The organism is Martinezella sp. CNPSo 3964 (genome assembly GCF_057784375.1).
The window spans coordinates 114617-136702 of sequence record NZ_JBXSOW010000014.1 but is presented as its reverse complement, the minus strand read 5'-3'; the positions used below and the strand labels follow the sequence as shown (position 1 = coordinate 136702).

General features: G+C 59.3%; 18 protein-coding genes. 14 read left to right on the top strand and 4 right to left on the bottom strand.

From position 1 onward, the window contains the following. The first annotated feature begins 8 nt into the window (after positions 1–8). The 3 genes from AC13Q5_RS30855 (at position 9) to AC13Q5_RS30845 (ending at position 4459) form a co-directional block, all read left to right on the top strand. A complete protein-coding gene (locus tag AC13Q5_RS30855; protein WP_457877781.1) occupies positions 9–1688 on the top strand; it encodes an NAD+ synthase in 1680 nt (559 codons plus the stop codon). Positions 1689–1716: 28 nt separating this feature from the next. Then, entirely contained in the window at positions 1717–2544 is an 828-nt protein-coding gene (locus AC13Q5_RS30850; RefSeq protein WP_075850694.1) for a TolB family protein, read from the top strand. A gap of 163 nt (positions 2545–2707) precedes the next feature. Next, positions 2708–4459: an ankyrin repeat domain-containing protein gene (locus AC13Q5_RS30845; RefSeq protein ID WP_488504248.1), complete on the top strand. Its 1752-nt coding sequence runs from the start codon at positions 2708–2710 to the stop codon at positions 4457–4459. A gap of 50 nt (positions 4460–4509) precedes the next feature. On the opposite strand, the gene AC13Q5_RS30840 is transcribed toward AC13Q5_RS30845, so the two are convergent. Further along, positions 4510–5262, bottom strand: a complete 753-nt coding sequence (locus tag AC13Q5_RS30840) for a hypothetical protein (protein WP_488504247.1) — start codon at positions 5260–5262, stop codon at positions 4510–4512. Between the two features lie 196 nt (positions 5263–5458). Further along, entirely contained in the window at positions 5459–7735 is a 2277-nt protein-coding gene (locus tag AC13Q5_RS30835; protein WP_488504266.1) for an NADP-dependent malic enzyme, read from the bottom strand. 259 nt (positions 7736–7994) lie between these two features. Between AC13Q5_RS30835 and AC13Q5_RS30830 the strand changes: the two genes are divergently transcribed. The 7 genes from AC13Q5_RS30830 (at position 7995) to AC13Q5_RS30800 (ending at position 15275) form a co-directional block, all read left to right on the top strand. Then, positions 7995–8750: a glycerophosphodiester phosphodiesterase gene (locus tag AC13Q5_RS30830; protein WP_488504246.1), complete on the top strand. Its 756-nt coding sequence runs from the start codon at positions 7995–7997 to the stop codon at positions 8748–8750. 113 nt (positions 8751–8863) lie between these two features. Then, complete coding sequence (locus tag AC13Q5_RS30825; protein WP_113345589.1) at positions 8864–9670, top strand: UDP-2,3-diacylglucosamine diphosphatase; 807 nt, start codon at positions 8864–8866, stop codon at positions 9668–9670. A gap of 168 nt (positions 9671–9838) precedes the next feature. Next, complete coding sequence (locus AC13Q5_RS30820) at positions 9839–11056, top strand: MFS transporter (protein ID WP_075850688.1); 1218 nt, start codon at positions 9839–9841, stop codon at positions 11054–11056. A 149-nt stretch (positions 11057–11205) separates the two neighbouring features. Further along, on the top strand, positions 11206–12366 hold the full coding sequence (locus AC13Q5_RS30815) for an ABC transporter permease (RefSeq protein ID WP_075850687.1): 1161 nt from the start codon (positions 11206–11208) through the stop codon (positions 12364–12366). Between the two features lie 12 nt (positions 12367–12378). After that, positions 12379–13242 carry an ABC transporter ATP-binding protein gene (locus AC13Q5_RS30810; RefSeq protein WP_075850686.1) on the top strand — a complete coding sequence of 288 codons (864 nt, stop codon included), beginning with the start codon at positions 12379–12381 and terminating at the stop codon, positions 13240–13242. Positions 13243–13251: 9 nt separating this feature from the next. Next, positions 13252–14622 (top strand): MlaD family protein, encoded by a 1371-nt coding sequence (locus AC13Q5_RS30805; RefSeq protein WP_075850685.1) that lies wholly within the window; start codon positions 13252–13254, stop codon positions 14620–14622. Positions 14623–14660: 38 nt separating this feature from the next. Continuing rightward, on the top strand, positions 14661–15275 hold the full coding sequence (locus tag AC13Q5_RS30800) for an ABC-type transport auxiliary lipoprotein family protein (RefSeq protein WP_075850684.1): 615 nt from the start codon (positions 14661–14663) through the stop codon (positions 15273–15275). Positions 15276–15281: 6 nt separating this feature from the next. Here AC13Q5_RS30800 and AC13Q5_RS30795 read toward each other — a convergent pair whose 3' ends face one another. Continuing rightward, positions 15282–15680 carry an SRPBCC family protein gene (locus tag AC13Q5_RS30795; RefSeq protein ID WP_488504245.1) on the bottom strand — a complete coding sequence of 133 codons (399 nt, stop codon included), beginning with the start codon at positions 15678–15680 and terminating at the stop codon, positions 15282–15284. A gap of 295 nt (positions 15681–15975) precedes the next feature. Between AC13Q5_RS30795 and gndA the strand changes: the two genes are divergently transcribed. Next, complete coding sequence (gene gndA, locus AC13Q5_RS30790; protein ID WP_075850682.1) at positions 15976–17403, top strand: NADP-dependent phosphogluconate dehydrogenase; 1428 nt, start codon at positions 15976–15978, stop codon at positions 17401–17403. Between the two features lie 59 nt (positions 17404–17462). On the opposite strand, the gene AC13Q5_RS30785 is transcribed toward gndA, so the two are convergent. Continuing rightward, on the bottom strand, positions 17463–18494 hold the full coding sequence (locus AC13Q5_RS30785; protein ID WP_075850681.1) for a LacI family transcriptional regulator: 1032 nt from the start codon (positions 18492–18494) through the stop codon (positions 17463–17465). Positions 18495–18956: 462 nt separating this feature from the next. Here AC13Q5_RS30785 and AC13Q5_RS30780 point away from each other — a divergent pair, with 462 nt between their 5' ends. The 3 genes from AC13Q5_RS30780 to AC13Q5_RS30770 all read left to right on the top strand — a co-directional run bounded on the left by AC13Q5_RS30780 (position 18957) and on the right by AC13Q5_RS30770 (position 22086). After that, positions 18957–20195 carry an ABC transporter substrate-binding protein gene (locus tag AC13Q5_RS30780; protein WP_075850680.1) on the top strand — a complete coding sequence of 413 codons (1239 nt, stop codon included), beginning with the start codon at positions 18957–18959 and terminating at the stop codon, positions 20193–20195. 91 nt (positions 20196–20286) lie between these two features. Continuing rightward, complete coding sequence (locus tag AC13Q5_RS30775) at positions 20287–21177, top strand: carbohydrate ABC transporter permease (protein ID WP_457881112.1); 891 nt, start codon at positions 20287–20289, stop codon at positions 21175–21177. A 12-nt stretch (positions 21178–21189) separates the two neighbouring features. Further along, positions 21190–22086, top strand: a complete 897-nt coding sequence (locus tag AC13Q5_RS30770; RefSeq protein ID WP_457881113.1) for a carbohydrate ABC transporter permease — start codon at positions 21190–21192, stop codon at positions 22084–22086.

Here is a 22086-nt window from a genome sequence, read left to right as displayed (position 1 = left end):
TGTATGCCATGACAGAGCAAAGCCAGATCACCCACACCATCCGCATTGCCGTTGCGCAGCTCAATCCGACGGTTGGCGACGTCTCAGGCAACCTTGCCAAGGCGCGCGAAGCCCGCGCCGAGGCTGCGCGCGAAGGCGCGCAGATCGTCTTGCTGACGGAATTGTTCATTTCCGGCTATCCGCCGGAAGATCTGGTGCTGAAGCCGGCCTTCATTCACGCCTGCTGGAAGGCGATCGAGAGCCTTGCCGTCGATACCGCCGATGGCGGCCCCGGCGTCATCATCGGTTTTCCCCGGCAGGACGAGACCGGGCGCTACAATTCCGTGGCGGTGCTCGATGGCGGCAAGGTCATCGCGGTCCGCGACAAGGTGGATCTGCCGAATTACGGCGAGTTCGACGAAAAGCGCGTCTTTGATCAGGGCGCCATGCCAGGTCCGGTCAATTTCCGCGGCGTGCGGCTGGGTATCCCGATCTGCGAGGACATCTGGGGTGAACTCGGCGTTTGCGAAACGCTTGCCGAGAGCGGTGCTGAAATCCTCTTGTCGCCGAATGGTTCGCCCTATTATCGCGGCAAGGTCGATGTCCGCCATCAGGTCGTGCTGAAGCAGGTCATCGAGACCGGCCTGCCGATGATCTATGCCGCCCAGCTCGGCGGTCAGGACGAGCTGGTTTTCGATGGCGCGAGCTTCGGCTTCAACGCCGACAAGACGCTGGCGTTCCAGATGAGCCAGTTTGAAACTGCCTTGGCGGTTACCACCTGGAAGAAGAACGGCGACGTTTGGCACTGCTCCGAAGGGCCGATGGCGCATATTCCGGAAGGCGAGGAGGCGGACTACCGTGCCTGCCTGCTGGGTTTCCGCGACTACGTCAACAAGAACGGCTTCAAGTCGGTCGTGCTCGGCTTGTCCGGCGGCATTGACTCGGCGATCTGCGCGGCGATTGCCGTCGATGCGCTGGGCGAAGAACGTGTGCGCACCGTCATGCTGCCCTATCGCTATACATCCCCGGATTCGCTGAAGGATGCGGCCGATTGCGCCAAGGCGCTCGGCTGCCGCTACGACATAGTGCCGATCGAAGATCCCGTCACCGGCTTCGCCTCCGCCTTGTCGGATCTCTTCGAAGGCACCGAAAGCGGCATCACCGAGGAAAACCTGCAGAGCCGTGCCCGCGGCACGATCCTGATGGCGATCTCCAACAAGTTCGGCTCGATGGTGGTGACGACGGGCAACAAGTCGGAGATGTCGGTGGGCTATGCCACGCTCTACGGCGATATGAACGGCGGCTTCAATCCGATCAAGGATCTCTACAAGATGCAGGTCTATGCGTTGTCACGCTGGCGCAACCTGCATGTGCCGCCGGGTGCGCTCGGCCCGTCGGGTGAGGTGATCCCCCACAATATCATCGACAAGGCACCTTCGGCGGAGCTCAGGCCGAACCAGACGGACCAGGATTCACTGCCGCCCTATCCAGTGCTCGACGACATCCTCGAATGCCTGGTGGAAAAGGAAATGTCCGTCGAGGAGATCGTGGCCCGCGGCCATGATGTCGCGACCGTACATCGCATCGAGCATCTGCTCTATCTTGCAGAGTACAAGCGTCGCCAGTCGGCGCCTGGCGTAAAGATCACCAAGAAGAATTTCGGTCGCGACCGTCGCTATCCGATCACAAATCGGTTCCGCGATCGCTGATCGTGCGTCCGACAGAGGAAGAGGACGAATGCGCAGCTCGGTCGAGATTTATAACATCCGCACGGGTGAGAACCGCGTCGTCTGGCAGACGAATGAACTGGTCGAGGCGCCGAACTATTCGCCCGACGGACGCTATCTGCTGCTGAACGGCGACGGGCTGCTATACCGTTTACCCTTGGATGGCGGCGCCGGGATTGTTCAGGTCGACACCGGTTTTGCGACCCGATGCAACAACGATCACGGCATCTCGCCCGATGGCTCGCTGATTGCCATTTCCGACAAGACGGAGCACGGCAAGGCCTGCATCTACGTTCTGCCGGCAGAGGGCGGTACACCAAGGCAGGTTACGACCAGTCTACCTTCCTACTGGCATGGCTGGTCGCCGGACGGAAAGCGCTTCTCCTATTGCGGCATCCGCAACGACGTTTTCGATATCTACACGATCTCGATCGATGGCGGCGAGGAGACACGCCTGACGCATGGAGAAGGCCGCAATGACGGGCCTGATTTCTCGGCCGATGGACAATGGATCTATTTCAACTCCAGCCGCACCGGCCTCATGCAGATCTGGCGCATCCATCCCGATGGCACCGGACTGCAGCAGGTGACCCATGATAATTATGGCAACTGGTTCGCCCATCCGTCGCCTGACAACGACAAGGTCGTGCTGATTTCCTACGATCCCGATGTCTTCGATCATCCGCGCGACCTGAATGTCCGCATGCGGTTGATGGATATGGACGGCGGCAATATCACCACGCTGTTCGAGCTCTTCGGTGGGCAGGGATCAATCAACGTTCCGAACTGGTCACCGGATGGTGATGCTTTTGCCTATGTCCGCTACGAACCAGCCTGACCTCTGGACAGATCGTATCTCGCGCGATAGATGTGACCTGTTCTCAGGGCGCATCCGATCCGCGGGAAGGGCAAGGCCCACCTGAAGCATAGAATATGAGACTGCCACACCTCTTTTCAGTCTGTGGGCGCGGATACCGGACGTAAATGGAAGGAGGTCTATCGTGACCACGCGCTCTTTGGCTGTCGACGCCACTCTCGATTCCCTGAAAAAGCAGGCCAAGTCTTTCCTCAAGGCCGTCCAAGCTGGCGATGCTTTGGCGCAAAGCCGCGTTGCGCCCTATTTTGCTGACATTGCCGATGTGGGATTGCAGGACATTCAGCTCGTTCTTGCCCGCGAGTTCGGCTTCTCCAGCTGGACGAAGCTCAAGGCATATCTGGAAAGCGGCGATCGCAAGCACGTCCCGCGGGATCAGCTTGCCAACCGCTTCCTGTCGCTGGCGACGGTTTCGTATTTTGCCAATATCCCTGCCGATCCCGCACGTTTCGATGAGGCGCTGCGGCTGTTTGCAGACAATCCGGAGATTGCCGACGAAAGCATTCACGTCGCCGCTGCGCTCGGCGATGCTGACCGCATAGGTCGCTGGCTCGATCGTCAGCCGCAGCTTCTTGATCGCAAGGGCGGACCGCATGATTTAACTCCGCTGATGTGTGCTGCCTATGCTCGCGTGCCGGGTCGTTCCAGCCTGCTGGCTGCGCGTGAGCTGGTCAGGCGCGGGGCCGATGTCAACGCCTTCTTCCTTGATGCAGGACAATATCGCTTCACCGTTTTGACTGGCGTCTTCGGCGAAGGCGAGGCGGGAAAGGACCGCCAACCCCAGCACCCTGATTGCAAGGCCTTTTCGCGCCTGCTGCTTGAAGCTGGTGCAGACGCCAATGACAGTCAGGCGCTTTACAACCGCATGTTCGAACGGGACGATACATGCCTGAAATTGCTGATCGAATATGGCTTGTCCGCCAGGGACAAGAACAATTGGCTCGTGCGCGAAGACGGCAGGTTCGTCGCGAACTCGCAGACCGTTTTCGACTATCAACTTGCCTGGGCGCTGGAACATCGCATGGGTGAGCGCGTACGTCTGCTGGTGGAACACGGTGCTGATGTCAATACGACCGTCAATGGCAGGACGCCTTACGAATGGGCGCGGCTAGGTGATGACAAGGATCTCGCATTGTATCTCGTTCAGCAGGGAGCTGTAGCGGTTCGTCTGAAACGTGAGGATTGGGTCTATATCCAGATTCAGCAGGAAGCCCGGAACGAGGCGGTCGATCCGGCGATAGTCGTCGAGCACATAAAGAGAGTTGCGAGAGAACTCGATATTCCCGAAGCGATGAGCCAGGCTCATCCCGCCATGCTGCATGAGGCCGCTGGTGAAAATGATTTGCGGGCTGTTCGCCTCATGCTGGCGCTGGATTTCGATGTGAATGCGATGACGAGCCGTACGCCGCTGCATGAAGCGGCGCTGCATGGCCATATGGAGATGGCGAAACTGTTGATCGAGCATGGGGCCGATACCACCATTCGCGATCCCAATTTTCACGCGCCGGCAATCGGTTGGGCCGAATATAATGGCAAGGACCAGATGGTCGAGTTTCTGAAAGCCTATCCGCTCGATATTTTCGCGGCTGCTGCCTTCGGCCAGATCGATCAGCTCGCGGCTATTCTCGACAAGCATCCGGAACAGATAAATATCCGCTTCGCTGAGCTCCGCCCGCATGGGCAGCCCATCGATCGCGATTGGATGACGCCGCTTGGCTTTGCCATCGTCAATCGCTGCGGCGATGCGGTGCGCTTCCTGCTGGCGCACGGCGCGGATCGTTCGATCAGGGACGCCTCTGGACGGTCCTATCGCGATCTTGCGCAGGAGGCGGGCGATGAAGCCATCGTCTCCTTTTTACGCCAGTCGGGAACGGCATGAGCCAGGAAAGCAGGGCGGTCAGGCGGTGATGAGAAACGTCTGGCTGCGCATCATTGCGTCGGCTGCGGCCCGGCATCTTTCGGATGTTTGAGGTCGATGCTGCCCTGGTCGGTCGCGAGAAATTGCGGACCGACCTGGCGCACCTTATGCGCCGAGGGATCGTAAGGGCGATCCGGCGGAAACTGCTGCGGCTGCGCCTGTGATACCTTGGGGACCGCTGTCGGTGGTACCTGCTTTTGTTCGAGGCTGGAATTCTTCTGGAGCCTCGGCGTCTCGATAACGGTGATGGAGCTTTCCGGCTTAGCCAGCGACTGCTCCTGCGGCGCATAGGCATCCATTTTCGTGTGGGTGTCGATGACGATATCCGGGGTTGCCGAAGCCGGCAGGCTGCAGCCATTCCGCTGCATCGTATCCAGCAATTGCCGGCGCTGCATGGCAACTGCATCGACCCGGCCGACGCTTTGCTCGCGCTGATCCATCAGCAGGGAAAGATCGTGACGCATCCCATCGATCGATTGCCTCATGTCATCGCAGACACCCTGATTGTCCTGCCCGACGATCACCATGCTGCTGTCTTCGACGCAGCCCTGGTTGCGCAGATCGCTCATCGTTCTGCGGATCATCAGGTTTTGTTGCACGATGGCGCGTGAGAGCTGGCGGGTTTCCTGGCTGGCGCCGATCACTTCGTTGATGTCGACGTAGCGGCCGCGCAGCTCGTCGCAGAGGTCTGCCTGCGCAAGGGCCGGTGTGGCCGTCAGCAGGGATATCAGGGCAATGGAAGCTTGTTTGGTGCCGCGGTTCACGGTTTTGCTCTCGAAAGCGGTTTTAAGTCGCTGAAGATTACACGCTGCAGCTTAACAACGTATCCATGAAAAAGCACGGATTTCGAGAGGATTTTCACGAAATTGCAGCTCGTAACAGCCAAAAGCAAAAAGATAAAACGGTTCCGCGATTGTATAAAGCGCGGAACCGTTCTGGCAGCGGCTGCGAGGCGCCGTATTAAGCGATCTGCGAGGCCTCGACGACGGCAAGCGCCGCCATGTTGACCACGCCGCGGGACGTGACCGACGGCGAGAGAATGTGGGCCGGAAGCGCCGTGCCGAGCAGGATCGGGCCGACATGCAGGCTGTCGGTCATGGTCTTGACCACGCCGAGCGTGATATTGGCCGCATCGAGGTTCGGGAAGACGAGCAGGTTCGCTTCGCCGGAAAGCGTGCTATCCGGCATGACGTGGCGGCGCAGGCTCTCGGAAATGGCGCTGTCGCCATGCATTTCGCCGTCGACTTCCAGCTCCGGCGCCGCCTTGCGGACGAGAGCGAGCGCCTCGCGCATCTTGGTGGCACTTTCCGACTCCCGTGAACCGAAGTTGGAATGCGAGACGAGAGCGGCGCGCGGCTCGATGCCGAAGCGCTTGATTTCCTCGGCGGCCAGCCAGGTCGACTCCGCGATTTCCTCGGCGGTCGGATTAAACGTGACGTAGGTGTCGGTGTAGAAGGTCGCGCCGCGCTGCGAGATGAGCAGGCTCAACGCGGAGAAATCACGAACGTCCGGCCGCTTGCCGATGATCTGGCGGACGATGCGCAAATGACGCTCATAACGGCCTTCAAGGCCGCAGATGAGCGCATCGGCTTCGCCGCGCTTCAGGGCCAGCGCGCCGATGACGGTCGTGTTGGTGCGGACGATCGTGCGCGCAGCTTCCGGGATGACGCCGGCGCGGCCGACGAGCGAGAAATAGAGATCGACATATTCGCGGAAGCGCGGATCGTCTTCCGGATTGATGACGGCGAAATCCGTATTCGGACGGATTTTCAGGCCGTAGCGCTTCAGGCGGGTCTCGATGACAGAAGGGCGGCCGATCAGGATGGGGACAGCCGTGCCTTCTTCGAGCAGGACCTGGGCGGCGCGCAGCACGCGCTCGTCCTCACCTTCGGAGAAGACGACGCGCTTGCGTTCCGCGATCTTCGCGGCCGCAAAGATCGGCTTCATGATGAAGCCTGAGCGGAAGACGAAGCGGTTGAGTTCGTCCATATAGGCATCGAAATCGGCGATCGGGCGCAGCGCCACGCCGCTATCGGCGGCGGCCTTGGCGACTGCCGGCGCGATGCGCAGGATGAGGCGCGGATCGAACGGCGAGGGGATGAGGTAGTTGGGGCCAAAGACCGGCGTTTCGCCCGAATAGGCGCGAGCGGCGACGTCGGACGGTTCCTCGCGGGCAAGGGCGGCGATGGCGCGCACGGCGGCCATCTTCATCTCTTCGTTGATCGTCTTGGCGCCGCAATCAAGCGCGCCGCGGAAGATATACGGAAAGCAGAGGACGTTGTTGACCTGGTTCGGGAAATCCGAGCGGCCGGTGCAGATCATCGCATCCGGGCGGGCGGCGCGGGCGAGATCCGGCATGATTTCCGGCGTCGGATTGGCGAGCGCCATGATCAGCGGCTTTTCCGCCATCTGTTCGAGAAGCTCGGGCTTCAGCACGCCGGCTGCGGACAGGCCGAGGAAGACGTCGGCGCCGGGAATGGATTCGGCAAGCACGCGCTTGTCGCTGTCCTGCGCATAGACCGACTTCCACTCGTCCATCAGGACGTTGCGGTCCTTGTAGACCAAGCCTTCGATATCGTGGACCCAGATGTTTTCGCGCCTGGCGCCGAGGGTGACGAGCAGGTTGAGGCAGGCAAGAGCTGCCGCACCGGCGCCGGAGGCGACGATCTTGACGTCTTCGATCTTCTTGCCGGCGAGTTCCAAGCCGTTGAGGATGGCGGCTGCGACGATAATGGCGGTGCCGTGCTGGTCGTCGTGGAAAACCGGGATTTCCATCTGCTCGCGCAGGCGGCGCTCGACGTCGAAGCATTCCGGCGCCTTGATGTCTTCGAGATTGATGCCGCCGAAGGTCGGCTCGAGCGCCGAAACCGTGTTGACCATCTCATCGACCGTCGGAGCCGCAATTTCGATGTCGAAGACGTCGATGCCGGCGAATTTCTTGAAGAGGACGGCCTTGCCTTCCATGACGGGCTTCGAGGCGAGGGGACCGATATTGCCGAGGCCAAGTACCGCCGAACCGTTGGAAATCACGGCAACGAGATTGGCGCGGGACGTATAGTCGGCAGCCGTGTCCGGATTGTCGCGGATGGCGATGCAGGGGGCGGCGACGCCGGGCGAATAGGCAAGCGCCAGATCGCGCTGATTGCCCAGCGGCTTCGTCGCCTGAATTTCCAGCTTGCCGGGGCGGGGATAGCGATGGAAATAGAGCGCCTGTTCATCGAGATTTCCGCTCGCCATATTCTTGGCTGCTTTCGAAGTGTCGTTCGTATCCAACTCGCGTCTCCATTCCTGCCTGCGCTTTGAGTCTTCTGCATACATCAATCGCTTCGCCTTCACAGTATGCAATTGAGGTCGCGAAGCGTTTTTGTCTTGGCAAAACTGAATTGCCTTTTCCGCAATGATCGCGCGATGACCCTTCCGCCCGTCGAACGTTGCGGTCGCGTCATCAGGCATTCATCGCGTCGACCTATGAATATTTCAGGCGGAGATTTCCTCGATGACTCTGATTGCCTCCCATCGCGGCGGTGCGCATTTGTGGCCCGAAAACACCAGGCTCGCCTTTTCGAAGACGGCCAAGCTCGATGTTGATCTCGTCGAATTCGACGTGCATCAGACGCGGGACGGCAAGCTCGTCGTGCATCACGACGCTCTGATCGACCGGATGACGGATGGCAAGGGCGCGATCGCCGATTTCAGCTATGACGAACTGATGCGCCATGTCGTGATCGGAAGCGGCGGCGAAACCATTCCGACCCTGATGGAGACCATCGATATTTTCGGGCCATCCGCCGTCGACCTCAGACTGGAGATCAAGACCAGGGCGGATGGCACGCCCTATGAGGGGATGGAGCGGCGCATTGTCGATCAGCTGACGGCGACCGGCATGCTGACGCGTACGATGGTGACGAGCTTCTCCCTGCCGCGTCTCGAAGCATTCAGTGCAGCGCTTGGCGAACAAGGGCTGAATGTCGGCGAACTGCTCGGTTTCATCTTCCTCTGTTCGCCTCAGCTGGCCGGCCAACTCGGCTGGGGCGGCGTCATGGCCGCCATGCGCGGCTTCGGCGTGCGCGAGATTGCAATACGTGCCGATGCGCTTGACGGCGAGGTCATGCAGCTCTTTCGCAAGAATGGCGTGAAGGTGCACGGATGGGCGGCCCATACAAGCGAGGCGGCACGGGCCATGTTTCGCCTCGGTATCGCCAGTTTTACAAGCGACCGTCCTGACCTCGCGATCGCCGCGAGACGCGGCTGAACATCGTCGCCGAGCCGCCAAGCACAGGGTTTGTCATCTTCCTGAAACACGAGTCTGGTTTTGGAATAGCCAAGGTAGGATAGGGCACGGACATAAAGTTCGTGAATGAAAACATGGACCCCCGGCATTTCCGAACGTTATTCATTTCTGACGTGCACCTCGGCTCGAAGGCCGCCAAGGCGGACTACCTGCTCGATTTTCTTCGTTACCACGACGCCGACACGATCTTTCTGGTCGGGGATATCGTTGATGGTTGGAGACTGAAGCGGAACTGGTACTGGCCGCAGGATTGCAACGACGTCGTGCAGAAGCTTCTGCGCAAGGCGCGCAAGGGTACGCGCATCGTCTACATCCCTGGCAATCACGACGAATTCCTGCGTGACTTCCCCGGAATGCACTTCGGCGGTATCGAGGTGGCGCAGCGCGCCATGCACGAAACGGCCGATGGGAAGAAATATCTCGTGCTCCACGGCGATGAATTCGACGTCGTTGTCCGCAATGCCCGCCTGCTCGCCTATCTCGGCGATTGGGCCTATGACATGGCCATCCTGATTAATATCGGCCTTGCTGCCGTACGCCGCCGCCTGAACATGCCCTATTGGTCCTTTTCGGCCTGGGCGAAGCTGCAGGTCAAGCACGCCGTCAACTTCATCGGCGAATTTCAGCGCGTCGTCGCCGAAGAAGCAAAGCGTAACGATGCCGATGGCGTCATCTGCGGTCACATCCACCATGCGGTCATCGAGGATCTCGACGGCGTGCGCTACATCAATACCGGCGACTGGGTGGAAAGCTGCACGGCGATCGCCGAGCATGAGGACGGTACGTTCGAGCTGATCACCTGGCGGGCTATCCTCGAGACGCAGCCTGTGGATTCTCCGGTCGGAGAATTGCCGCGGCCGATCGGTGCCCAGGCGGCGTAATTCCTGCGCCTCTTCACGTAGCTGATAATGGCCTGTCATAATTATTGATCGCCGCAGGACGGCTCTGACTTCGGATTTTTCCGAAACGTTACGGTTTTGGCCATTTCTCGCCATAGTCGTATTCTCGATAGCGTGATAGGGACAAGTAAGTTCCCCTTCAGGTCTGTCATGATTCCCGCGATCAAGTCCTTCCAGGGCGAGGGTGCGCCTCCATATTTCCGCTTGCGTGCCGCCCTGTCCTATTGTGCCCCGTTGTTCGTCAACGGCATTGCCGTACCGTTCTTTCCCGTCTGGCTGGCGGGGTTGAATTTCAATGATCATGAGATCGGCCTGGTGATCGCCATTCCTATGGTCGTGCGCGTCCTCGTGACGCCCATCATCGCTGTACTCGCCGATCATATGACGGAGCGGGCCGATGTGTTGCTATGGTCGGGTGCCCTGTCGCTGCTGACGGCAATCGCGCTCTACTGGACCAGCGATTTCTGGCCGGTGCTTCTGGTCTACGGCATTCAGGGCGCCACCTACGCGCCTTATGTGCCGGTGGTCGAATCGATCGCCATGTCGGGTGTGCGCCGCTGGGGCTTTGATTATGGCTCCATGCGGGTCTGGGGATCAATCACCTTCATCCTGTCGACCCTTCTCGGCGGCCAGCTGATTGGCATGTGGGGCGGCGCCACCGTACTGCCTGTGATGGTGGCGGGATTCATCCTTACGACGCTGATGGGCTTTTTCGCGCCGCGCATCGGCCCGACGCGCCGGCGCAACCAACCGATCAATCTGCAATCGCCGACCGGAAATCTGCGCTCGCCGCAATTGCTCATCACCATGATCGGGGTGTCGATACAGCAATCGAGTCATGCGATGCTCTATACGTTTGCGTCGATCTACTGGCATAAGCTCGGCTTTTCCGGCGCCGAGATCGCAGTGCTGTGGAGCATTGGCGTTACGGCCGAGGTGATGGTTTTCTTCCTGTCGAAGAAACTGAGCAGGCGATTCAGTGCGTGGACGCTCATCTTCTTCGGTTCGACGATGTGCATTCTGCGCTGGGTCCTGTTTCCGAGCAATTTCGGCTTCTTCGGCTATTTTGTATTGCAGTGCTTTCATTCCTGCACCTACGCCTGCGTCCATACCGGTGTTCAGCGGCGCATTGTTGCCTCCGTCCATGAAGCACAGGAATCATCGGCCCAGGGCGCCTATTATTTCTACAATGGCATGTTTCTGGGTCTAATGACGCTTGCGTCTGGCTATCTCTACGCCTGGCTTGATCTGGCGAGCTACTATGTCATGGCCGGCATCGCCGGCTTGGGGCTAGCCATGGTCGTTTTCGCCTATGGCTTGCAGAGCGGAAAGCCGGCAATCGGCGGCGGTGCTCACGGCGTATCCTAACGCGGTGCAACAAATTCATTTGGATATCAAATAGCCGTGACATATGTTGGCGCCGGCGCGAGATGGAGATTCCGTGGATAATCGGTGTATTAAGCATCGACCGGCGGGCTCTCCGAGTCGGTGTATGTTGTGCCAGATTTGAAAGACGCATGAATTTGAAAGCAGCCGAGCAAAGGTCCGATGCACCGAAGATCGATGATGCGCCTGAGGGCGCAGGCCATCGCTATCGGCTGGAAGGCAATTGGCGCAGCGCCAATGTGCACGGCGTGCTGCGTCAGATCGAGCAGCTGTCCAAGCGCAGCTCCGGCGGCGAGGTCGTGATCGATCTTTCCGGTCTTTCGGATGTCGATACGGCAGGTGCGTTGCTGATCCGCCGGCTCAAGGAAAGTCAGGAAGCACACAAGGCCCATGTCACGATCGAGGGCTCCAACCCGCATATCGATGAATTGCTGACGGCGTTCGATGCGCATCCGGACGACGAGGCGGCCGCGGCAAAGCCAAAGAAATCGTTGGCGGAGCGCATACTGGCGCCCATCGGCAAAACCGTCTACGAGATCTGGGGCAACCTCGTCGCTGCCATGTATATTCTGGGTTCCGCCGTGCGCGGGGCGCAGCTCAAATTCGGCCGCGGCAGTGGTGTTTCGCCGGCCTCGATCATCAATCAGATCGACCATATGGCGGTGCGCGCCGTTCCGATCATCCTGCTGATGTCGTCGCTGATCGGCGCGATCATTGCCCAGCAGGGTGCTTTCCAGCTGCGCTATTTCGGTGCGGAAATCTTCGTCGTCGATCTCGTCGGCATCCTGCAATTGCGCGAAATCGGCGTGCTTCTGACCGCGATCATGATCGCCGGCCGTTCCGGCAGTGCAATTACGGCCGAAATCGGCTCGATGAAGATGCGCGAGGAAGTGGATGCGCTGAAGGTCATGGGTCTGAATCCCATCGGCGTCCTGATTTTTCCCCGGCTGGTGGCGCTGACGGTTGCCTTGCCGCTGCTGACGGTCATTGCCAACTTCGCCGCGCTTTTCGGTGCTGCCCTGGTGTCCTGGGCATATTCCGGCATCACCTTTGCGACCTTCATCTCCCGCCTGCATGAGGCTGTCAGCCTCTCTACGATCATTTCGGGGATGATCAAGGCGCCGTTCATGGCGCTGGTTATCGGCATCGTCGCGGCGGTTGAGGGATTGAAGGTGGGCGGCAGTGCCGAGTCTCTCGGTCAACACGTGACCTCATCGGTGGTGAAGTCGATCTTCGTCGTTATTCTGATGGACGGGCTCTTCGCCATGTTCTACGCAGCAATCGACTTCTGAGGGACGGCAAGGATGAGCGCGCTTCACTCGGAAATCCCGTTGGAAAAAGATGAGCACGGCAGGGACATTGTACTGTCGGCACGGGATGTCACGGTCGGCTTCGGATCGAAGATCGTCCTCGATAAATTGAATCTCAATATCTATCGCGGCGAGATCCTGGGCTTCGTCGGGGCCTCCGGTGCGGGCAAGTCCGTGCTGTTGCGCACGGTGCTGCGGCTCTTGCCGCGCCGATCGGGCAAGATCGAGATTCTTGGCGAGGATTACGACAAGCTCGACGAGCAGGACCGTAACCGCCTCGATATGCGGCTCGGCGTTCTCTTTCAGCAGGGCGCGCTGTTTTCCTCGCTGACTGTCAAGGAAAACATCCAGGTGCCAATGCGGGAATATCTGGACCTGCCCAAGGAGATGATGGACGAGCTGGCGCTGATGAAGATCCGCATGGTGGGTCTCGCCGCTGACGCTGCCGACAAGTATCCCTCCGAACTTTCCGGCGGCATGATCAAGCGCGCGGCGCTTGCCAGAGCCTTGGCGCTCGACCCCGACCTTGTTTTCCTGGATGAGCCGACGTCGGGCCTCGATCCAATCGGTGCGTCGGAGTTCGACGAGCTGATCGCCAAGCTGCGCGACACGCTGGGCCTGACCGTTTATATGGTGACTCACGACCTCGACAGCCTGTTTTCCGTCTGCGACCGTATTGCTGTCCTCGGACAGAAGCGGGTATTGGTGGAAGGCACGGTTGAGGACATGCTCGCCTGTGATGATCCCTGGGTGCAATCCTACTTCAGGGGCAAGCGCGCACGTTCGATCGTGCCGCGCGAGGACATCAGAGGGCACAACGACGACAAAGGCGCAAGCGCCCACAGCCGCGAGAAGTGACTGGAGACAATGGAAACCAAAGCCAATTATACGATCGTCGGGTTCTTCACGCTGCTTGTGATCGCGGCCGCCTTCGGTTTCGTCTACTGGATGGCCGAGTATGGCCGCGGCGGTCCGATGGTCGAGCTTGTCGTGCGCATTCCAGGCTCGGCAAACGGGCTGAGCGTGGGCTCTCCGGTTCGCTTCAACGGCATTCAGGTCGGCTCGGTGCAGGGGCTTTCGATCGATGCCGACGATCCGAACTATTCGCTTGCCTTCACACAGGTGCGCGCCGATGCGCCGGTCTATACCTCGACCAAGGCCATTCTTGAAATTCAGGGTCTGACGGGTGCCGCCTATATCGAGCTTTCCGGCGGGCGCAACGGTGACGAGAATATTTTGAAGCGTTCGATCGATACAGGTAAGCGGGCGGTGTTGCTTGCGGATCAATCGAGCGTGACCAATCTGTTGACGACGGCCGACAAGATCCTGAACCGTGCCAATGACACCATCGGCGACATTCAGGGCTTCGTTTCGGATTCGCGCGGACCTTTGACCGATACCGTGCGCAATGCGCAGAAATTCTCGAAGGCCATTGCCGACAATTCCGACAATATCGACAAGTTCCTGGCAAGCGTCGGGCAGCTTTCCGATACCTTCAAGACGGTTTCGGTCCGCGTTGACTCGACGCTGGATGCGATTGAGAAGCTGGTGCGCGCGGTCGATGCCCAGAAGGTAAACGACGTCATCGCCAATGCCGACAAGATCACGGCGAACGTGGCCGACGCCACGACCGACCTGAAGGCGACCATTGCGAGCTTCAAGCAGACTGCCGACACCTATACGACGTTCGGCCAGAACGCGCAAAAGACCTTGGATCGCGTCGATGCGATCGTCGCGCAGATCGATCCGGCCAAGATCAAGGGATCGGTTGACGATATTGCCGACGTGACGAAGCAGGCGCGCACGGCTGTCGCATCGATCCGTGACGTTGCCAATTCCGTTGCTGCGCATCAGCAGGATATCGATCAGACGATCGCCAATGCCCGCGACATCTCCACCAAGCTCAACGCGGCTTCCGGCAAGGTCGACGGAATCCTGACCAAGGTCAATTCCCTGCTCGGTGACGACAGCACGAAATCGCTGTTCGCAGAAGCCAAGGACACGCTCGAATCCTTCAAGAAGATGGCGGACAATCTCAATTCCCGCATTGGTCCGATCGCTGACAATCTGCAGAAATTTTCCAGCGGCGGCTTGCGCGATGCACAGACCCTCATCAACGACATGCGGGGCACGGTTGACAATCTGAATAGCACAATCACTAATTTCGACCGCAATCCGCAGCGATTGATCTTCGGCGGAGATACGGTCAAGACTTATGATGGCCGCGCGCGGCATTGATGAATAGCGATATCTGGTCTCCAGGGGATAAGCGAAATATGGTCGGTTGCGTGTCGAGTGAGCGTCATCAGGTGTGGAAAGCTGTGATCGCGTTGCCGTTGCTCGCAGCCTTGCTGGGAGGTTGCGGAACCTCCTCCAACAGCGACACCTACGATCTTTCCGCGTCGGCAAAGGCGAATGGACCGTCGGTCAAGAGCCGCCAGATCCTCATCCCGCCGCCGACCGCGCTGCAGGCACTGGACAGCAATCAGATCGTCATTCGAGTCTCGCCCTCGGAAATTCAGTATCTCGGCAAATCGCAATGGAGCGACAAGCTGAGCAAGATGGTGCAATCGAAGCTGGTCGAAGCTTTCGAGAATACCGGCAAGCTCGGCGGCGTCGGCGTGCCCGGGCAGGGGCTTGCGATCGACTATCAGATCGTCACCGATATCCGTTCCTTCGAGATCAATGCCGCCGGCGGCCACAAGACGGCAATCGTGGAAATCTCGGAAAAAATCCTGAACGATCGCACCGGCACGGTGAAGGCGCAGAATGTATTCCGCAAGGTCGTGCCGGTCAGCGGCGGCAGCAATCCCGATTTCGTGCGCGCGCTTGATGCCGCATTTGCCGGTGTGACGGGCGAACTCGTCGATTGGACCTTGCGGTCGCTGTAAGGGCGATCAGCGCTCCATCAATTCCTTCAGTGTCGTCAGATCGCGCATGACATGCGCGGCATCGGACGTGAATTGCTCAATCTCCATGCCCGGTAGCCGAAGCACGGTGAACATGACCTCGCAACCATCGCCGTTCGGAACGACACGCAAGGCATTGTAGACCTGCAGATCGGATTCCAACGTTACCCAATGGTCAATGACGCCGAAGTCGTTGCGAGGCGCAAAGCGCACCCGGGCAGTGCCGAGCATGCCTTCGGCGATCCAATCATTGCCATCCTGCGTCAGCCCTGATGCCAGGCCGGAGGCCCAGAAAGGCATGTTTTCCGGGCGGCTGGCGTAATCATAGACCTCCCTCCAGTCGCGAGCGATAGAGATATGTACGATCTTCGCGCTCATGGTCGACATCGTGATTTCCTCCTCTATATCGTCGTTATTGGGCTGCGATTGGCAGAACAAGCGTTTGTTCGAAATTGGATGAATCGCGAATTCCGCAACATTGTTGCACAGTCCTGCAAAGAGAACGATTCACCGCGTTCGAAGGCTTGCCGTTTTCCGTCCGGAGTGCAACAACAGCCCCCAACGCAGGGCTGTCGCCGGTCGCGCCGAGCGTCGGCGGCATTGCGTCACATCGGATGTTGCTGTGTCTTCCGGGTCTTCAGGGTGGGGCCGGGCGCAGTCAACGACTCATTGGAGGATTGTCGTGGAAAAGGCAGAAATCGGGCTGATCGGTCTCGCTGTGATGGGATCGAATCTGGCGCTCAACATCGCTGAAAAAGGCAACAAGATTGCAGTGTTCAACCGTACGCCTCAGGTGACGGATGAATTCTATGCGAATGCGGGCGCACTCAAGGACAAGATCATTCCCTGCAAGACGATCGAGGAGTTCGTCGAGGCGATCCGTCCGCCGCGGCCGATCATCATCATGATCAAGGCCGGCGAGCCGGTCGACCAGCAGATGGCGGCATTACAGCCGTATCTCGACAAGGGCGACATCATGATCGATGCCGGCAACGCCAACTTCCGCGACACGATCGCCCGCTTCGACCGCCTGAAGGACACCGGCCTGACCTTCATCGGCATGGGCGTCTCGGGTGGTGAAGAAGGTGCGCGTCACGGCCCCTCCATCATGGTTGGCGGCACGGAAGAGTCCTACAAGCGCGTCGAAAAGGTGCTGACCTCGATCGCGGCCAAGTACAATGACGATCCGTGCGTCGCCTGGCTTGGCAATGACGGCGCCGGCCATTTCGTGAAGACCATCCACAACGGCATCGAATATGCCGACATGCAGATGATCGCCGAGATCTACGGCATCCTGCGCGACGGCCTCGGCAAGAGCGCGGCCGAGATCAGCTCGATCTTCGGTGACTGGAACAAGGGCCGCCTCAACTCCTACCTCATCGAGATCACCGAGAAGGTTCTTGCCGCCAAAGATCCGGCAACTGGCAGCGCCATGCCCGACGTCATCCTCGACAAGGCTGGCCAGAAGGGCACCGGCAAGTGGTCGGCCATCGAAGCGCAGAACATGGGCATTCCGGCAACCGCCATCGAGGCTGCTGTCGCGGCTCGCAGCCTGTCTGCCATCAAGAGCCAGCGCGAAGCAGCTGAGAAGATCTTCGGCACGCCGGACTACAAGTTCCCGATCGCTTTCGGTCCCGATCTGCTGAAGGATCTGGAGCTTGCGCTCTTCGCTGCCAAGATCGGCGCTTACGCGCAGGGCTTTGCCGTGATGGCCGAGGCTTCGAAGGAATTCAACTGGTCGCTGCCGATGCCCGTCATCGCCAAGATCTGGCGCGCAGGCTGCATCATCCGCTCGCAGTTCCTCGACGAAATCACCAGCGCCTTCACCAAGACCCCGGATGCGGCAAACCTGATTGTCACCCCGGCCTTTGCCGAGATGGTCAAGGAATCGATCCCGTCGCTGCGTCGCATCGTTTCGGCGGCAACGGCATCCGGCCTGCCGGTTCCGGCGCTAGCCTCGGCGCTGACCTATTTCGACGCCTACCGCCAGGCGCGCGGCACCGCGAACCTCATCCAGGCCCAGCGTGACTTCTTCGGCGCACATGGTTTCGATCGCGTCGATGGCAAGGACATTCACCACGGCCCATGGGGCAGCGGCGCTCAAGGCTGAGAAGACAGTCAGTGCGATTACGAAAAGCCCGCCGGAGAAATCCGGCGGGCTTTTCGTTGTCAGCTCGTTGGCCAGACGGGTGGGCTGATGCTTTGCAGCAGTTCCGGCTCCACGCCGTCGATACGGGCGATAACCGCCTTGGCGAGTTCGCGGCCGGCATGGCGGAAGTCTTCCGATACCGTGATGATCTCCGGCCTGATCCAGCTTAGGACATCGGTCGATTGCTTGGCGACCATGTCGATGTCGCGTCCAAGGCGGAAACCGGCCGCTTCGATGCCGGCATTGACGGCAATCGCACCGCCGCTGCTGGAGCAGACGATCCCATCGGGCGCATGTGGTGAGCGCATCAGCGCCTCGACCGTATCCTTGATATCGGCAAGGGCGTTGTCGGTGGTTATCCGCAGGGGGATTTCTTCGGCGCCATATTGATGCAAGCCAGTCTGGAAGCCGATGCGCGTATGGGCGTAATAGGTCAGTTTGCTGGAGGGCTGCAACAGCGCTAGGCGACGCCGTCCTTTGGCGACCAGCGCTCGCACCGCCTCATGCGCGAAGGCTTCGTTGTCGAAGTCGTGGAAGGGGTGGACGATGCCCATATCCGTCCGCCCATGCGTGGAAAAGGGCATGCCGCGATCGTGCATGAGCTCGACGCGCGGATCGTCAGGCTCGGTACGCGATATGATGACGCCGTCTGCAGACCCGGTGTCGAGGATGTAGCGCACCGGCACCAGCGGATCCTTGCTGTGCGAATGCGGCGTGATGACCAGGTGATACTGTGTGCCGGCGAGAACCTCGGAAATGCCGAAGACGATGTGGCTGGTGAAGCCCATGATTTCTTCGTCAATGCTCAGCACCAGCGCGATGACGTTGGTCTTGCCGGTTCTCAGGCGCACGCCGGCGCGGTTCGGCTGGTAACCCAGCTGGCGGGCGACCATGCGCACCCGTTCCTTTGTTTCGGCGCCAATATCCGGTGCATCCTTCAATGCGCGCGAAACCGTGGTGATCCCAAGCCCCGTCATGAAGGCGATCGTCTTCAATGTCGGCCGTTCGGGGGTGGACGGCGTTCCGCCCCCTGAAATTTTCTTATTGTCCATTCCGTTCAAGCTCGCCTCCCGGCCGCCTCGGCGACCAATCCGCTTATATTGCCCATGCCTGTGTCGCAAGCATAGGCGAAACATGACGGCTCCTCCGCTCAAGATAGAAACTGTAACGATACAGTACGATTGTCGAGCACTATTTTAGATGCGTCTTTCGGCGCCCGTCCCAAGGGTTGTATTCGTGGCCAGCGGCGAACTGTTTTTTATCCCTGGTGCGAAATCAAAGATACCGCACGTTTGATTTTGAATTTAAAATATGGAATATCAATTATTTAATGAATATTTTTCTTATGCGCCCTCTTTGGAAAACCCAATGTCATCGGCTTAATTTTACGCGCGATGTTTTACCTATAGGTTGTATATTCAGTCGATATCGAAAAAATCACGAGTTGACGGTTGCGTGTCGAAAATGATTCGACTACGTTTTTCCGGCAACGTTTCAGTGAGGGAGGAGAACTCATGAATATTCGTTTGGTGGCCGCCGCATTGCTCGCATCTGTCGCGATTCCGGCCTTCTCAGCAAATGCGACTGATCTTGAAGTGACGCATTGGTGGACATCGGGCGGCGAGGCTGCTGCCGTGAAGGTTCTGGCGGATCAGTATAATGCACTCGGCAACAATCACTGGGTCGACGGCGCCATCGCCGGATCCGGTTCCACGGCAACGCCGTTGATCGTCAGCCGTATCCTGGGCGGCAATCCTATGGGCGCAACGCAGCTCAACACGGGCCGCGACGCCGAAGAGCTCGTCAAGGCCGGCCTGATGACCGACCTGACCGATCTTGCCGAAAAGGAACATTGGAAGGACATCATTCGTCCGGCCAGCCTGCTGAACTCCTGCACCTACGAGGGCCGCGTCTATTGCGTGCCGCTTAATATCCACTCCTGGCAGTGGATGTGGGTCAACCGGCATGTGTTCGAAGACAATGGCATGAAGGTTCCGGCCAATTGGGATGAGTTCGTGGCCGACGCGCCGAAGCTACGCGAGAAGGGCATCATTCCGCTCGCAACCGGCGCTCCATGGCAGGTCGACGGCATGCGCAGCGTTATGCAGGTCGGCATCGGCGGCAAGGAAACCTATCTGGCGATCTATCAGAAGAAAGACGCTGACGCCGTGAAGAGCCCCGAAAACCGCAAGGTCTGGGACGCTTTCGCGCAGGCCCGCGATCTGGTTGACGAGAGCTATTCCGGCCGCGACTGGAACGTCGCCACCAACATGGTCATCACAGGCAAGGCCGCCGCACAGATCATGGGTGACTGGGCACAGGGCGAGTTCGGCGTTGCCAAGCAGGTTGCCGGCAAGGATTACGACTGCTTGCCGGGTCTAGGGTTCAATGGCCTGCTCGATACCGGTGGCGACAGCTTCTATTTCCCGAAGAACAGCAATCCCGATATCACCAAGGCGCAGCTCGAGCTCGCGAGCATGCTGGTTTCCAAGGAAACTCAGGTCAAGTTCAATCTGGCCAAGGGATCGCTGCCGGTGCGCGGCGATATCGATCTGAGCGCGGCCAGCAGCTGCATGAAGAAGGGTCTGGAAATCCTGAAGAACCCGGACAATGTGGTGCCGGGTGTTACCCAGCTGATCGACCCGGATACGCGCGGCCAGATGACCGATCTCGGACTGCAGTTCTTCTCCTCCAAGATGACCGTGGATGAGGCGATCGAGAAGCAGGCCGCCATCTTCAAGCAGGCGCAGTAACCGAACGACCATCCTATCAATCGCGATGGCCGGCATCGGGGCGGGCGAGGTTTCTCGCCTGTCCTGACGCAAGCCACCAACGGAGGTATCGATGGCTAACGCTGTCCGGCCCTTTGGTCTGTTCCGCAACCTCAATGCGAAGATCGCCGCCATTCCGATGGTGCTGACCGTGATCGTCGTCTTCGTCGGTTGCACGCTCTGGACCGTCATCTATTCTTTCACGGATTCGAGGCTGCTGCCGAGCTCCAACTTTGTTGGCCTTATGCAGTATCAGCGCCTGTGGGGCACTGATCGCTGGAACATCTCGATCGGCAATCTTGCGACATACGGCATTCTCAGCCTGATTTTTGCTTTCGTCGTCGGCTTCTTCCTGGCCGTGCTGATGGACCAGAAAATCCGTTTCGAGAATACGTTCCGAACCATCTTTCTCTATCCCTTCGCTCTGTCCTTCATCGTGACCGGTCTGGTCTGGCAATGGATTCTCGATCCGGCACTCGGGCTGCCGAAGCTGATGCAGGACATGGGCTTTACGTGGTTCAATTTCGCGCTGCTCGGCAATCAGAAGACCGTGCTTTACGCGCTCGTCATTGCCGGCCTCTGGCAGGGCACCGGCCTTGTCATGGTGCTGATGCTGGCGGGTCTTCGCGGCATCGACGGAGAAATCTGGAAGGCTGCCCGCGTCGACGGCATTCCGGCCTGGCGGACCTATATTTTCGTCGTCATTCCGATGATGCGCGGCGTCTTTGTCACCACGCTCGTCATCGTCGCTTCGGGCATCGTGCGTGTCTACGATCTCGTCGTCGCCATGACTGCCGGGGGGCCGGGATTCGCGTCCGAAATGCCGGCCAAATATGTCTACGATTTCATGTTCCAGCGTTCCAATCTCGGCCAGGCGCTTTCCGCCTCCACCGTCATGCTGGTTACCGTGTTCATCTTCGTCGTGCCGTGGGCTCTCTTCGAGTTCCGCCAGAAGCGCAGATAAGGGAGGCACCAAATGGCACTTGCCGCCACCATCGAGCCTTCGGGCGCAAAACCCAAGCGCCGCTTCGCGCCGCGCACCATCATGCTCTACGGCATTCTCGGGCTTGCCGCACTCTACTATGTGCTGCCGCTTTACGTGATGATCGTCACCTCGCTGAAGGGCATGCCTGAAATCCGCATGGGCAATATCTTCGCGCCGCCCATGGAAATCACCTTCGAACCCTGGGTGAAAGCCTGGTCGCAGGCCTGCACCGGGCTTTACTGCCACGGCATCCAGGTCGGCTTCTGGAATTCGGTAAAGATCCTTGTTCCGAGCGTCATCGTTTCGACCGCCGTCGCATCGATCAACGGCTATGCGCTGGCCAACTGGCGCTTCAAGGGATCGGAAGTCTTCTTCACGATCCTCCTCTTCGGCGCTTTCATCCCTTATCAGGTCATGCTCTATCCGCTCGTCATGGTGCTGCGCGAACTAGGCCTGTTCGCGACGCTTGGCGGCATCGTGCTCGTGCATACGATCTTTGGCATGCCGATCAACACGCTGCTGTTCCGCAACTACTTCGCCTCGCTTCCGCCCGAGCTCTTCAAGGCGGCGCGCGTCGATGGCGCGGGATTCTGGCAAATCTTCCTCCGCATCATGGTGCCCATGTCACTCCCGATTTTTGCCGTCGCCACAATCATCCAGATCACCGGCATCTGGAATGACTTCTTGTTCGGCGTCATTTTCGCCGGAACGCAGAACTATCCGATGACCGTGCAGCTCAACAACGTCGTCAACGCCGTGCAGGGTGTGAAGGAATACAATGTCAACATGGCCGCAACGCTACTGACCGGCGCGGTGCCGCTTATCGTCTATTTCGTGTCCGGGCGGCTCTTCGTCCGGGGCATCGCCGCCGGCGCAGTGAAAGGTTGA

Excerpts from the sequence above, each read along its gene's own strand:
- AC13Q5_RS30855 (WP_457877781.1), top strand. The coding sequence starts at position 9 with ATGACAGAGCAAAGCCAGATCACCCACACCATCCGCATTGCCGTTGCG.
- AC13Q5_RS30850 (WP_075850694.1), top strand. The coding sequence starts at position 1,717 with ATGCGCAGCTCGGTCGAGATTTATAACATCCGCACGGGTGAGAACCGC.
- AC13Q5_RS30835 (WP_488504266.1), bottom strand. The coding sequence starts at position 7,735 with ATGGCGAGCGGAAATCTCGATGAACAGGCGCTCTATTTCCATCGCTAT.
- AC13Q5_RS30830 (WP_488504246.1), top strand. The coding sequence starts at position 7,995 with ATGACTCTGATTGCCTCCCATCGCGGCGGTGCGCATTTGTGGCCCGAA.
- AC13Q5_RS30825 (WP_113345589.1), top strand. The coding sequence starts at position 8,864 with ATGGACCCCCGGCATTTCCGAACGTTATTCATTTCTGACGTGCACCTC.
- AC13Q5_RS30820 (WP_075850688.1), top strand. The coding sequence starts at position 9,839 with ATGATTCCCGCGATCAAGTCCTTCCAGGGCGAGGGTGCGCCTCCATAT.
- AC13Q5_RS30815 (WP_075850687.1), top strand. The coding sequence starts at position 11,206 with ATGAATTTGAAAGCAGCCGAGCAAAGGTCCGATGCACCGAAGATCGAT.
- AC13Q5_RS30810 (WP_075850686.1), top strand. The coding sequence starts at position 12,379 with ATGAGCGCGCTTCACTCGGAAATCCCGTTGGAAAAAGATGAGCACGGC.
- AC13Q5_RS30805 (WP_075850685.1), top strand. The coding sequence starts at position 13,252 with ATGGAAACCAAAGCCAATTATACGATCGTCGGGTTCTTCACGCTGCTT.
- AC13Q5_RS30800 (WP_075850684.1), top strand. The coding sequence starts at position 14,661 with ATGGTCGGTTGCGTGTCGAGTGAGCGTCATCAGGTGTGGAAAGCTGTG.
- AC13Q5_RS30795 (WP_488504245.1), bottom strand. The coding sequence starts at position 15,680 with ATGTCGACCATGAGCGCGAAGATCGTACATATCTCTATCGCTCGCGAC.
- AC13Q5_RS30785 (WP_075850681.1), bottom strand. The coding sequence starts at position 18,494 with ATGGACAATAAGAAAATTTCAGGGGGCGGAACGCCGTCCACCCCCGAA.
- AC13Q5_RS30780 (WP_075850680.1), top strand. The coding sequence starts at position 18,957 with ATGAATATTCGTTTGGTGGCCGCCGCATTGCTCGCATCTGTCGCGATT.
- AC13Q5_RS30775 (WP_457881112.1), top strand. The coding sequence starts at position 20,287 with ATGGCTAACGCTGTCCGGCCCTTTGGTCTGTTCCGCAACCTCAATGCG.
- AC13Q5_RS30770 (WP_457881113.1), top strand. The coding sequence starts at position 21,190 with ATGGCACTTGCCGCCACCATCGAGCCTTCGGGCGCAAAACCCAAGCGC.